We start from the raw sequence: 13552 nt of genomic DNA, 5'->3' as shown, positions 1-13552 counted from the left end.
CCCAACATAACCTATTTTTGGTAATCGGTCAAGTCTTGATGCATGGAGTTGGTACTTCCACTAGGACCGTTCTCTTGCCTCATTCCGCGGTCCGGCCCTGGCCCGCATTCGGTACCGGGTGCAACTTATTTTTGAAGCAAAAGAACCGTCCCCATGCCTCATTATTGTAAAATAAATTCAAAATAGTTGAGAATATGCCGATGGTCGCTTCGTTATAGTTATTGAAAAAGCTTTTTCAAAAAATGAAGGAGATATAATATGGCCGTTTCTAGCAAGAATTTTATTAAACGTTTAAAAAAGCAAAAAGAAGATGCCCTGGAGTATGTAATTGATGAATATATGCCCTTTGTCAAAGCCATTTCACTGAAAATATTACAGCCGCTTAGTAAACGTGATGCCGTCGATGATTGTATAAATGATGTGTTTTTAGAAGTTTGGAAAAACAGCCACCAATTTAATGGGGATGAGGCGGATTTCAAAAAGTGGATCGGCACCATCACAAAGTATAAAGCCATCGATTACTATCGGGTCTTTGAAAAACAGACGGCACGCGAGGCTCCTCCCGTTGAACTTGAACAGATTAGTTCACCTACGAGTTTACAAAAGTCCGTATTAGATCGGGAACAAAAAAATGAGTTACTTTTTGAACTATGCAAACTCGCTGAACTAGATCGCGATATTTTTATCATGAAATACTTTTTAGAGATGAGTAATAGTGAAATTGCCGATTCCCTCCATTTATCAAAGGCTGCAGTCGATAATCGATTGTATCGTGGAAAGAAAAAATTAGCGAAAAATATGAAATTGAAGGAGCAATTCATTATATGAGTTACTATAAAAAGTTAGCAGATCTCAATATTGATGAAATCGAACCTGTGGCAGTCAGTGAGATTGAAAAAAAACGCGTGAAACAGCATGTTATGGGAGTGGGCGCAAAGAAGAAAATAAAGGTTTTTAAATATATGGCAGTGGCAGCAACGATTGCACTTGGGGCCACGATTGGTGCCAGTTTTGCCGTACCATCACTCGCATCTCAGATTCCATTTATGAATAATATTATGAGCTACTTTCAAGATGAAAACTCTTATACTAGCAACTATTCCAAATTCGCAACATCTATTTCACAAACCCAGTCAAGTAATGGTGTATCCATCATGATTGAGGATGCTGTATTCGATGGATCGTCGATTACTGTTTCTTATGCGATTGAAACCGATAAAGATTTAGGAACAAGTCCTGGAATGTCATCAGCATTCAATGTAAATGGAGCAGAGGCAATTGGGGCGGCTGGTACGATTAAAAAAGTGAATGACACAACATATGTAGGTACAGAAAAAATAACGCCTACATTTCGTGGAAGCAAACCTGACCGTATTGAAATCAGCTGGGAACCGGGGGCATTCACAAATCTAGAAACAGATGAATCCATTGCAGGTGATTGGCATTTCTCCTTTGAAGTGTCCGCTTTGGAAAACAAGTCGAAACTTGTGAATCAGTCCGTTACAAATCATGGTGTTTCAGTTAAAATTACGTCCATTGAAACGAATGGTTTATCGACAGTGATCCACTACGAACAGCTGGTGGAACGCCGTATTCTAGACAAATGGCCGCATGTAACCGCAGAAATTAAAAGTGTACAAGATGATTTAGGGAATAGCTACAGCGCCGATGGGAACGGCGGTGTCAGCCGTGACAACGGAGTATCCTTTGAGTGGAGCAGTACGATCAAATCTATCCATCCAAACGCAAAATCCCTAACAATAGTACCAGTCATCTACTATTCCCTTGGCTCAGGAAAAGGACTAGAAACAAAAGAAATGGACCCCATCACTATCGAGCTAAAATGATGCAGAGGGACGGTTCTTGTGCCTCATTTTTTTGAGGCATAAGAACCGTCCCCATGCTTCACCCAAGCTTCATCTTAAGACGAGCACCCGCTTCCGCAGCTCGAGCAGGATGAGCAGCTACTCCCCCCACTATCTCCTCCTCCGCTATCCCCGCCGCAATTCCCGGAATGATTCCCGGAGTCGTCCGAAGAGGAAGATCCGCAAAAAACAGCGGTAGAACAGCCGCTTGTATATTTTGCCGCTTCAGCAAAGGCAAACGCTCTCATGTAGTCCCAATAATGATCAAAATAAAAATACGAAAAAAAAACCATCCCCAGCGCGAGTGGAGCCATATCGCCATATGTCCGCTGTTTCGAAAAGGAACCTTTCGGGTTGGCATTATACATATTTTCAGCTTCGCTTAATTGCTTTTTCAGCCGATTAACCAAAAATTCAAGGACGTCATTGTTTTCCTCGCTCCGCTGAAAATATTTTTCTATCAATGTTTCCGTACTGCTTTCCTTAAATTCTTTTAATAGCTCGCTAGCCATCGGGTATTTGAAAAAACTCCCCCATGTTTTCCAGCTGAACTGAGTAATTTCAAACAGCTGTGAAAAAATCCAGTCAAAAAGAGCTCGCTCCTGAGGTGCCGGTTCAGGATTGGTGTTGGGTGTATGGTGCAGCATTTTTCCTAAGAATTTCTCGGAAAACACCTGATAATTTTTTGTAAAAAGAATCATTTCATGCCAGATTTCATCGACATCCTCACTAAACATCGGCGCCTTCTTTAAAATGTTGGCGAAGATGAAATACCGTTTTAATTCAAACAGCAGCCATTCAAACTCATCTTCACTTCGATTCGGAAAATCCTTTAAAAAGCGCTGTTTTACCTGCTGTATGTATTCATCGTCTAGTGCGGTGTTTAATTGATCAATCAAAGGCTGTATCGGGACATGACTTAGCACACCTAAGTTGGCCGGGATATTCTCCTTGGCTAATTTTGGCCGCCTTTTGCCCGCCGACGAAATATATAGCACGATAACTCCTACGACTATTACCCCTGTTATAATAACCCCCACAGTCATTCCATTCCCCCCTCGTGGATGTTCCGTTTGGAAAAATTTCCTAACCTATAAAAATTATAAACAATAGAAATATAATTTTTAATGTTTTTTCAGAAAATTTACTCAAACTTAACAATCCTTGTTGATGCATAGGGACGGTTCTCTTGCCTCATCCTGCGGTACCGAATCAGGGTTTCTATTTAGTGAATGACCTTGAAATGATGCATAAGAACCGTCCCCGTGCATCATTCTAAAATTATCCTACACGAGAGATGGAGTTTCTTAGACATGCAGATGGAGCGTTTGATCTTGGCTGCAATGTGGCTGTTCGGCTTTGCTGGCTTTCTTTTGTTTATTCCACGAAAAGATTGGCGCAAGGGAATCTTGGCCTACATGATGTTTCAGGCTATCATCTGGATTTGCGATATGCCTTCGTTTCATTTCGGCTTGTTAAGTGCACCTGTTCGAGAGTTCCCAAAAGCAAGCGATCTTCCCATTACAATCGATTATTGGTTTTATCCCGTTTTGTTTTCCATCTATTACGTGCATAAGAATGTAAAGGGCAGCCGATGGCCCAGATTTACATACTTTTTGGTTTGGGTCTCTGCCATCACGTTGTTTGATATTACTCTCGAGAGATTTACTGATTTATTAGAATATAAAAGGTTGACTTGGTGGGGGATGTGGATTTACATTTGGTTTCTCTTTTACGTGAGTCAAGTCTTGTGCAATTGGTTCTTTAAGGACAAAGCTTTGTTTCAAGCAGAACGGCGGGATATCCGATGAGAATGGAATGGTGGCTCTTATTATCGGTCTACGTTGTGGCGACTGGCACTCTTTTCTTCATACCGAAAAATAAATTTCGCCTTGCAGTAGTGGCTATATTGTTCAAACAGGTTATTACCTTTCTTATAGGTTTAGTAGTCGTGGAGCACGGACTGCTTGAATATCCTGTTCGATTATTTCCTTCTGTCAATCGGACGAGCTTTACGTATGAGTACTTTGCTTTTCCAGTCATATGTGCCGCCTTTAATGTTTGGTATCCCAATAACCGAGGTACTCTTTTTCAATTGGCTTATTATGTAGGCTTTACCTCCGTGTTGACGATCGGCGAAATTATTATCGAAAAATACACCGACCTCATTACATACATACACTGGGATTGGTATATTTCTTGGATTTCCATTTGCCTTTCATTCTTTATATCGCGATTATTTTGTCGCTGGTTCTTTGCAAAATGATGCACGGGGACGGTTCTCTTGCCTCATCTGTGGTGCCGGTCCAGATTCCATTATGAGTGCATGGAGCTGTGCGTAAGCCCCATGCATCATCCATCATTCCTTGAGTATCCCCCACTCAATAATGATGAAGTTAACAATGAGGCCGACCCATATATTCACATTCAGCACCTTTTCCACCATTGCCACCCTGCCTTCCGGAAGAGAGAAGCCGTTTAAAATGCAATAGGTTAATAGCAATACCGGCACCACAAGTCGACCGCTTACTGCTACTAGCGTGACGCCAAAACTGCGAATCATCCATTTACGATGTTCGTCAAAGTCTTTTCTCACAGCGGTTCGATAGCCTTTCCAGCAAGTAAAGAGCCATAGAAGTGTTAATACTAGGAAGGAAGTCGCTTTTGAAAAAACCTCAACGTAAAAGGTGTATACCAATGCGAGAACCGCGCTAATGAAAACACTGCCTACATACACTCTTCCAAGATAACGATGGACCTTAGGTGCCTTTATTCGAATCGGCTCCAGAAATTGAAAAAAGCCCGATAGCAGTGCAACACATGCTGTAATAATATGAGCAACTAATAAAGGAAATTGTATGGCCGCCGCTGTGAAAGATACACGGCTATTTTCGGGATTAAATGTCAAATAGGGAGCCGAAAAGGGAATGATGACTCCAAAGGATACAATGACTAAAATCCACCAGCTTTTTTTAGGTTTCAATCTAATTCACACTCCAATTTTGTTACTTTCTTCTATAGTAATAGTAATGGGTGTGTCTAAATGGATTCTAAACGAAATCTAAAAAAAGTATAAAAATAATATCACTCAAACTTCTAATAAAAAAACGGCCAAAATAATGCATAAGAACCGTCCCCATGCATCATTTAAACATTAAACCGGTATCCGACGCCCCAGATGGTTTCGATATATTGCGGCTTGGATGGGTTCGGTTCGATTTTTTCGCGCAGTTTGCCGATAAACACGGTTACCGTGGCGTTATCACCCATGGAATCCAGGCCCCATATTTTTTCAAACAATTCGTCTTTGCTGAAAACCCTGTTCGGGTGCATCGCCAGAAACAAGAGCAGGTCGTACTCTTTCGAGGTAAACGAGACTTCTTTTTCATTCAAAAATACCTTACGGGACAGCTTATCAATGCGAATCCCCCGGATACGGATTTCGTCCTTTTGTCTCATCAGATTATCTGTCATTAATCGGTCGTATCTAGCAAGATGAGCCTTAACCCGGGCCACCAGCTCGCCGACACTGAATGGTTTGGTCATATAATCGTCTGCACCAATTCCGAGACCACGGATTTTATCGATTTCTTCCTTTTTGGCAGAAAGCATTAAGATGGGAATGTTTTTCTCCCGGCGGACTTGCCGGCAGATTTCAAATCCGTCCGTATTTGGAAGCATGAGATCGAGGATGATGAGGTCATACTCCTCTTCAAGTGCCTTCTTAAGGCCGGCATCTCCGCTTGTGGCAATTTCCACGTCGAACCCGCTTGCCTCCAAATAATCTTTTTCTACTTCAACAATGACCTCGTCGTCCTCAATGATCAGAATTCGTTTCAATCGTCTTCACCCTCATTAGCGTAAAATAAATGCCGGTTCCTTCACCTAATTGACTTTCCGCCCAAACGTTTCCACCTTGTCCTTCAATGATCTGTTTGACAATCGCAAGACCAAGGCCTGACCCTCCCGTTTCTGTATTCCTTGATGGGTCTGCTCGGTAAAAACGGTCAAAAATATAATGCTGCGCTTCGTAGTCAATTCCCGGTCCGTTATCCTGAATATGAACCGTCGCTTTCTCATCATCCACAAACAATTCCACCAGGATTTCCTTTTCTCGTTTATCCATATATTTCAGGCTGTTGTCGATAATATTCACCATCACCCTGCTCAACTTTTCACGGTCGGCCATTACAGGAACTGGATTATCATTGGATGTGGAAAACGTAAGCTTGATGCCTTTCATTCGCGGGTCGATACGCAGCTCTTCGACATATTCCCGTAAGAACAAGCAAATGTCCAACGGTTCCAAATGAAACGGCAGCCGATTTAAATCCAGCTTGGAATATAACATTAATTCATCTATCAAACCATCCATATCTTCGGCTTTTTTGGCAATCATCTTTATATATTTATCCTGTTTGGCAGCCGTATCCGCAATGCCATCTTGGATGCCCTGAACACATGCCTTTATCCCAGTAATCGGTGTCTTTAAGTCATGCGAAATATTAGAGATGAGTTCTTTGCGGTTCTCTTCATACTGCAGCTGGAGATGAATCGATTTATGCAAGCGGGCCCGCATCTCTTCAAACGCCGCTCCCAACTCCCCGATTTCGTCTTTTCGTTTCAATCTAACCTCATAATCCAAGTTTCCTTCTTTAAAATGATTTGCAGCTTTTTTTAACATGTACAATGGTTGGATAAAGCTGCGGGAAACTAAATAGGTAAGGAATCCGTTAGTTAGCCCAATGACCAATAACAGCGATAGAAAAAGCAACGGAAAAAACTTTCTAGCTTCGTCGAAAAACGATTTCAAATCGGAAACAAAATATACCGTCCCAGAAGTTCCATTACTGAAATCGATATTGTACTTTTCAACTGAAAAACGGCCATTTCCCCAACGATTTTGGGTCCGGCTCGTTTGCATATCTTGGATCGGCTGTTTAAGTTCAAGGTTTTCCACGAAAGGAGATGTGAAGGATACCCGATTATTTTTCAAGACCACGAGACCTGTCTGCAAACGATTCAATTGTTCGTCTGTTTTTTTCAAAAAATCATGATCCGTGAATCGATCAGGTTCTGTTTGGGCCATAAATTTCACACCTGAAATCAGGTCGCGGCGCTGAGCAGACTCCTCCCAAAAGGCCGGCACCCCCTTCCTTCCCCCGGTTCCCGCCATATCTGTGTAGAAGGCTGAGAACAGTGCAGTTGCAATCAAAGCAAACAAGACGATGGGAATAAAGGTCATCGCGATATAGGAAAGCAGTAGTCTCTTCTTGATGGACATGGGCAAATCTCCTTAGAGCTGTTTTTTCATAAACAAAATCAAGCCGGCTTTAAACATTATGATAACAGGAGTAGGAACGTATTGATAAGTTTTGCAAGTGCTTGAAAAACTTCCCCGATTCTATCCCCTGCGAGTTCATCTTGCCGAAGCATTCTATAATTCATCCTACTCCATATATCTAAAACACCTCTAAACCAATTCTAAAAAAAGTATAAAATTCAAAAAAGGCACTTTAAATATCATTTGGTAAAGCTTTTTCGATATCTACATTCCAATTCTTCACAGAACTTTTTATTAATATTTTAGGTTTTGTTCAGAGTTTGATTATAAACGGGATGTATTCTGAAAATGTATTGAATTTACCAAAAGGAGACGATGTTTATGCATTGGGGCTATTTTCACCCATTTGGTTTTATCTTCTTTTTATTATTACTCGGATTGATTTTTGCCAATTTCAGATTATGGCGAGGTAAAAGAGGGTTCTGTTATCAAGACAGGCATCATCATGACCCCCTGCTTATTTTAGATAAGCGATTGGCCTCGGGAGAAATCACAATCGAAGAATACACAAAGCTGAAGGATTTCTTGAGCGGGAAACAGAAGTAAACATTGGGATAGTTCATTACAGTTGTCTTTTTTTATAAAAGCTGACAAGCCCGACCACTACAAAAAACTCAGTTCCGTTGTCTGGAACTGAGGTTTTTTGATTATTCACCAATACCGCTGGATATCACCGGAAACGAAACTAAGCTGGACCTTGGAATGATGCATAAGAACCGTCCCCATGCATCATCTTTAATTTATCTGTATACTTCATAATCAATACCCATAAAATAATTTCAGAATAATATATAGAAAAACTGGAGGTATTTTTTTGGGGATTTTTAAGCAAAAATCGGCAAATAAATTAACCGCAGCGGAAGTATCCGCTCTTTGGCTTCAGTATATGGGCGATAGTATGGCGATCTGTGTCTACAAATATTTTCTTAAAATTGTTGAAAATAATGAGATTAAACCCATTTTAGAATTCTCTTTACAGTTAGCTGAGGGTCATATTACAAAAATCACCGAATTCTTGAAAAGTGCAAATTTCCAAGTCCCAATCGGATTTACAGAGAATGACGTGAATGTTAATGCCCCACGTCTGTTTTCCGATCAATTTTTACTATTTTACTCCTATATTATGACCATTCATGGGTTAACCGCTTATAGCTTAGCGATTACGAATACAGAACGAGAAGACATTCAAAATTATTTTTTTGAATGTGCGGAAGAATCTAAGGAATTATTCCAAAAAATAGTGAAATTGGCTAAAAGTGAGCCAAAATATTCAAGTGTTCCCTCCATTCCTTCACCACATGGGGCTGAATTCATGGAATCACCAGGATTCATTTCTAATTTAATTGGAGACAAACGGCCATTAAACAGTTCGGAAATCAGCACCCTTTTCTTTAATTCAACGAAAACTGGATTTATCAGTTCATTAAGTTTGGCATTTAGTCAGGTGGCAGTGCGGGAAGATGTTCGTAATTTTATGCTAAAAAACGTTAAATTAGCAGGAAAAGATGCTGAAAGCTTTGACACTATATTGCAAGAGGATCATTTGCCAATACCTGAAAAATGGGATGGAGAAATTACTGATTCTACTATAAGTCCATTTTCTGACAAATTGATCATGTTTCACGCGGGGTTTTTAGTAAATGCAGCTCTTACTTATTATGGTGCGTCATTAGGTTCCAGCTTTAGGTCGGATATACTCGTAAACTATACCAAAGTATTTACCCACGCTTTGGAGGCTGGTGCAATTTCATACAATATTATGGTTAAACATGGATGGTTAGAAAAGCAACCTGAAGCGATTGACAGAAATCATCTGATTCAAGATTCATGAAATGAGACGGCTTATTTTGCGTTGTATCCTACCTTTTAGCTGTCTTTACATCTGCTACATATATTTGGGTGTTTTGGGGAAATTGATATTAGAGAATTTTGTCTAATTTATTGGAGGTTGAATTATGGAGTCTGGAAATCAGGTGAGGCTTACTTCGGCAGAGATTACATCTTTATGGGCTTCTTATATCAATGACAGCGCTATTTCATGCAAGTTGAAATATTTTTTATCCAAAGTTGAGGATGAAGAAATTAAACCATTACTCAAAAAGGCTTTTGATATTGCTCAAGGAAATCTTAACACTCTAACTGAAATTTTCAAAAAAGAAAAATATCCGATTCCATATGGTTTTAAACTAGATCAAGATGTCGATACATCCGCTCCAAGATTGTATTCAGATCCATATATGTTAAATTACCTCCATCAGGCATCTCAAATTGCTCTCCAAGGGTATAGCATGAATCTGCCCTTATCTGTCAGGGGAGATGTTTATAGTCATTTTAATGAGTGTATTTCACAATTAACAACATTTCTAAGAGAGGTAAAGGAACTTTTGTTATCAAAAGGGCTTTATATCAGGTCTCCCTATTTGCCAATACCAGATGATATAGATTTTGTTAAAAAGAAAAGTTTTTTAAAGGGTTTTTTTGGAGAAAAACGTCCTTTAACAGGTACAGAGGTTACAAATCTCTTTACTAACGTTCAAAGAAATGCTTTTGGGGTAGCAAGCTTGCTGGGATTTAGTCAAGTTGCCCAGTCAAAAGAGGTTACCGAGTATCTGGTTAGAGGAAAGGACATTGCTAAAAAACACTGTGAAATTTTAGGTTCCCTTCTTAGTGAGGATGACCTCCCTGTACCAATGACATGGAATACCGAAGTAACAGAGTCAACGGCGTTTACCTTTTCAGATAAGTTAATGATGTTTTATACTACATCATTAATCGCCCTTAGCATCGGATTTTATGGAACAAGCATGGCAGTAAGCCCTAGGAAAGATATAGGTCTTCATTATATCAGGCTTTCCGCTGAAATAGCAGAGTATGCAAAAGATGGAGCAAATATAATGATTGAAAACGGATGGTTAGAACAGCCGCCAATGGCCGCGGATAGGGATGATTTGGCAAAGAAATGAGGCATGGGGACGGTTCTTCTGCCTCATTCTGGATGCTGGATGCTGGTCCATGGTCATTTTCGGTCCATGAAATGCCTGACATGGATGCATAAGTAGCACCCCCTTTGTCTACAATCTGTGACAAACACTCTTGAGATCTTCGACCGAGAATTATTAATTCTCAGTTGCAGTATCCCCCATCGCAATGCTTTCTGGGGAAAAAAATGCTTGATTACTTGCGTAAACGCGGCTATGGTCGCTCTCAAAGCATTTACAACAAAGCCCCTTTATTCGACAAATTTCCAGGGAAATGTAGTTAACCAAACATTTGTGTAAAAATAGCCAAACCCCTGTTAAATCATATGTTCGCGGCTTTAACTTACAGAAAAAATTGCCGAGCGCTGTCTTAAGCCCACAAAAATAAACCTTGCTCCACAACAGCAAGGTTTATATGAGAGGAGGATTCATAGGACGGTTCCCTTCTCTCATTCCGCGGTACCATTTCAGGTACCATCTTCAGCACATAAGCTGAAAACGACTGAAAATGATGCACAAGAACCGTCCCCATCCATCACCATGTATCATTTACGTTGAGCTTTTAGCCATTCCATTGCAACGTTTGCGTGTAGGGCTGCTCCGTATTTGAAGATGTTTTCGTTTTGGTGCATGCGAGGGTTGTGCACTGGTGGTTCTCCTGCTTTTCCTGTTCCTAAAACGACAAATGCTGAGGGAACGGCCTGAGAAATATGAGAGAAATCTTCTGATCCCCCCAAACTTCCAAGGTCCACGACATTTTCTTTACCTACAACAGCTTCTAATGCCGGCGTAATTTCATCAATGAATTCAGGATGATTGTGAGTAGTCGGTGTATGGAAATCAACAATGTTATACTCGCCGCGCCACGCTTTGACGATATGATCGATCATTTCCGGTATACGTTTGCACATATGATCTCTCGATTGTTGATCAAAGCTGCGCATATTCCCTTGCAGGACAGCCTTATCTGGGATAATATTTGTCACTGTCCCCCCGCTCATTGCTCCAATGGAGAAGGTCACACTTGCCTTTGGATCCACTTCGCGGGTATATAATAAGTTTAAGCTGGTATAGAGTTGATTCATAATCATATTAGCATCAATGGTTTTATGCGGCTGTGAACTATGCCCGCCATTTCCTTGGATTTCAACAATATACGTATCCATTGCCTGTGATACGGTTCCTTTGGTAACAGATAACGTACCAGCTTCTTGGTCAGGCATAATATGGATGGCAAACGCTGCATGTACTTTAGGATTTTCAAGCAGCCCGTCATCAATCATTAACTTGGAACCATAGCCCCATTCTTCCCCCGGCTGGAACATTAATTTAACAGTTCCTTGCAGCTTATCTTCATGCTCCTTTAACATTCGGGCAGCGCCCAAAAGCATGGCGACGTGTGAGTCATGACCGCAGGCATGCATTTTACCCGGAATCTTCGATTTATATTCGGAATCATATTCTTCTTCAAGCGGCAGGGCATCCATATCGGCACGAAGCAAAATACAAGGTTCACCTTTACCAATCGTTGCCACTACACCTCTACAATTTTCCTGTAAGCCAAATCCTGCTTTCGCATATTTTTTGGCAATTTCCTCTGGCACGACACCGCATGGCTTATTTTCAATCCCCATTTCATCCAAACGCTGCCGAATATATTTTTGTGTGTTTGGCAAATCGAAACCAAGTTCTGGATGTTGGTGCAGATAGCGGCGATCCTCAATGATTTGTTCTTCATACTTCTTTGATTCCTCAAAAAAATTAACCTTATTTGATAAAGTAGAAGTCATTATTCTGGTCCTCCCTTTTACTTGGAATACCCCGCCTTTATGGGCAGGGTATGGCGATCTTTTAAATTTTAAAACAAATTACACCGCTTCTTTTTGTGGTATATCTGTATTTAATCCAAGCTTTGGTTTTGTTTTTACTGCAATGAAAAATAATACAAATTCCACAACCGCAAGCAAAATCAACATTTTTATCAGTAATCCATAGGAATGATTAACATTATAAATTAATCCCGAGACGATTGGAGTGACAGCGGCACCTAATGATGTAAATAAAGATACGGTTCCATATTTTGCACTGTATTCTTTCTCACCAAATAACGCTGCTGTAAGATAGGCTGGTGTTACTGTAACTGCCGTTGAGCCTAATGCTGAAAAGACGGTATAAAGTATGCCAGGAATTAATAGATTGCCCTTCATTAAAAATAGAAAACAGATGATATCTGATAAAACTATAAATACCAAAGTTTTGATTAATCCAATCTTGTCATATAATCTTCCAACTAATAGCTTCGCAACGATTACCATCGCTGAACCCAATGATAATAGCAATGCAGCATGTTGCGCTGTGGTACCAATATCCGTTAAATAGGGTACCAAGTTAATAATCATGCTATTAACAACAATTCCACCGATGACGATTCCTAAGCAAAGCACCCAAAATGATACGGTCTTGAATGCTTCCTTTTGAGTTACCCCTACCAATTCTTTCTTTGCTGTCGTGTTGGAGGCTTTTTCTCCGCCAAGTGGAGACAGCCCTTTATCAGCTGGGCTTAATTTTATAACAAACACGATCAATGGAATAAGGACAACCAATATTAAAATCCCAATCGTAAGATAAGCCGTTCTCCAACCGTAGTCTGTGATAATCCAAGTAACTAAAGGACTGAGAATCATAGACCCGAAACCAGTTCCCGATAAAGCAATCCCTAAGCTTAATCCGCGTTTTGTATGAAACCAATTTGTAATAAGAACGGAGACAGGAATCATTCCGGCCCCTGCAAGGGCCATACCCATTGGTACTGCAAATAATTGAAAGTGAATGAGTTCAGTAGCAAATGAAAACCCTATATAGGCCCCTGCACCTAAAATAGTAAATAAGGTCATGTATACTCGAATATCCAGCTTTTTCATTAATCTGCCCGCTATTGGGGCTGTAATCATGGCAGTTGTAGCCATTATGGTGTAATACATGGTAAACTCAGCTCTTCCAAAACCAAGTTCTTCTGTAACAGGCTTCGTAAAAAGTGAGACGAGGTTTGCAATAGGAGCATAAAGAAATGTCATAATCATGAAGCCTGCTGCCAATATCCACCAGCCGTAAAAAATACCACCTTTTTTATTCATAATCTATCAATCCCCCTTTGGTCTTTTGTTGTATTGACTATCTGTTCTCTTCTAGTATCATTTCACTAAAACTATTGGTTTTTACCATTCCGTTGCGACGTTTGCCTATAAAGCCTTGTCGATATGTTCATTCTCTGTGTATACGCTTCCAAATATATCCACGGAATATAGTTTGTCCGTACTTATTCGTTAGAAAGGTACTATCCTACCTCCAACTTCAAGCATCCCCCC

Annotated in this window: 13 protein-coding genes; 7 read left to right on the top strand and 6 right to left on the bottom strand. The window is 40.4% G+C overall.

Translation table 11 applies throughout. The features are described from left to right. Positions 1-258: 258 nt before the first annotated feature. Positions 259-828, top strand: a complete 570-nt coding sequence (locus tag ACZ5B7_RS04380) for a sigma-70 family RNA polymerase sigma factor (RefSeq protein ID WP_464492811.1) — start codon at positions 259-261, stop codon at positions 826-828. Then, the gene (locus ACZ5B7_RS04375; protein WP_464492810.1) at positions 825-1847 is read left to right on the top strand and encodes a DUF4179 domain-containing protein; all 1023 of its coding nucleotides are present in this window, start codon (positions 825-827) and stop codon (positions 1845-1847) included. Before ACZ5B7_RS04380 ends, ACZ5B7_RS04375 begins: the two co-directional genes overlap by 4 nt. A 74-nt stretch (positions 1848-1921) precedes the next feature. Here ACZ5B7_RS04375 and ACZ5B7_RS04370 read toward each other — a convergent pair whose 3' ends face one another. Further along, positions 1922-2911, bottom strand: coding sequence for a glycine-rich domain-containing protein (locus tag ACZ5B7_RS04370; protein WP_464492809.1), 990 nt, complete (start codon positions 2909-2911; stop codon positions 1922-1924). Between the two features lie 267 nt (positions 2912-3178). Between ACZ5B7_RS04370 and ACZ5B7_RS04365 the strand changes: the two genes are divergently transcribed. Both ACZ5B7_RS04365 and ACZ5B7_RS04360 read left to right on the top strand, forming a co-directional pair. Further along, complete coding sequence (locus ACZ5B7_RS04365) at positions 3179-3676, top strand: CBO0543 family protein (RefSeq protein ID WP_464492808.1); 498 nt, start codon at positions 3179-3181, stop codon at positions 3674-3676. Continuing rightward, the gene (locus ACZ5B7_RS04360; protein ID WP_464492807.1) at positions 3673-4131 is read left to right on the top strand and encodes a CBO0543 family protein; all 459 of its coding nucleotides are present in this window, start codon (positions 3673-3675) and stop codon (positions 4129-4131) included. Before ACZ5B7_RS04365 ends, ACZ5B7_RS04360 begins: the two co-directional genes overlap by 4 nt. 93 nt (positions 4132-4224) lie before the next feature. Here the strand turns inward: ACZ5B7_RS04360 and ACZ5B7_RS04355 are convergent, their stop codons facing one another. The 3 genes from ACZ5B7_RS04355 to ACZ5B7_RS04345 form a co-directional block, all read right to left on the bottom strand. Then, positions 4225-4848, bottom strand: coding sequence for a DUF2306 domain-containing protein (locus tag ACZ5B7_RS04355; RefSeq protein WP_464492806.1), 624 nt, complete (start codon positions 4846-4848; stop codon positions 4225-4227). Positions 4849-5012: 164 nt separating this feature from the next. Next, positions 5013-5705 (bottom strand): response regulator transcription factor, encoded by a 693-nt coding sequence (locus tag ACZ5B7_RS04350; RefSeq protein ID WP_464492805.1) that lies wholly within the window; start codon positions 5703-5705, stop codon positions 5013-5015. Beyond that, positions 5683-7149: a sensor histidine kinase gene (locus tag ACZ5B7_RS04345; RefSeq protein ID WP_464492804.1), complete on the bottom strand. Its 1467-nt coding sequence runs from the start codon at positions 7147-7149 to the stop codon at positions 5683-5685. Before ACZ5B7_RS04345 ends, ACZ5B7_RS04350 begins: the two co-directional genes overlap by 23 nt. Before the next feature lie 381 nt (positions 7150-7530). Here ACZ5B7_RS04345 and ACZ5B7_RS04340 point away from each other — a divergent pair, with 381 nt between their 5' ends. From ACZ5B7_RS04340 to ACZ5B7_RS04330, 3 genes are all read left to right on the top strand, one after another. Beyond that, positions 7531-7755 carry an SHOCT domain-containing protein gene (locus ACZ5B7_RS04340; RefSeq protein ID WP_213118471.1) on the top strand — a complete coding sequence of 75 codons (225 nt, stop codon included), beginning with the start codon at positions 7531-7533 and terminating at the stop codon, positions 7753-7755. A gap of 268 nt (positions 7756-8023) precedes the next feature. After that, positions 8024-9040, top strand: coding sequence for a DUF3231 family protein (locus ACZ5B7_RS04335; RefSeq protein ID WP_464492803.1), 1017 nt, complete (start codon positions 8024-8026; stop codon positions 9038-9040). Positions 9041-9164: 124 nt separating this feature from the next. Further along, complete coding sequence (locus ACZ5B7_RS04330) at positions 9165-10172, top strand: DUF3231 family protein (RefSeq protein ID WP_464492802.1); 1008 nt, start codon at positions 9165-9167, stop codon at positions 10170-10172. A 560-nt stretch (positions 10173-10732) separates the two neighbouring features. On the opposite strand, the gene ACZ5B7_RS04325 is transcribed toward ACZ5B7_RS04330, so the two are convergent. After that, the gene (locus tag ACZ5B7_RS04325) at positions 10733-11977 is read right to left on the bottom strand and encodes a M20 metallopeptidase family protein (RefSeq protein WP_464492801.1); all 1245 of its coding nucleotides are present in this window, start codon (positions 11975-11977) and stop codon (positions 10733-10735) included. 78 nt (positions 11978-12055) lie between these two features. Beyond that, entirely contained in the window at positions 12056-13321 is a 1266-nt protein-coding gene (locus ACZ5B7_RS04320) for an MFS transporter (RefSeq protein WP_464492800.1), read from the bottom strand. Between the last annotated feature and the right edge of the window lie 231 nt (positions 13322-13552).

The sequence above is a fragment of the Neobacillus sp. S1115 genome (genome assembly GCF_055385565.1).
This window is presented reverse-complemented; position numbering and strand designations above follow the sequence as displayed.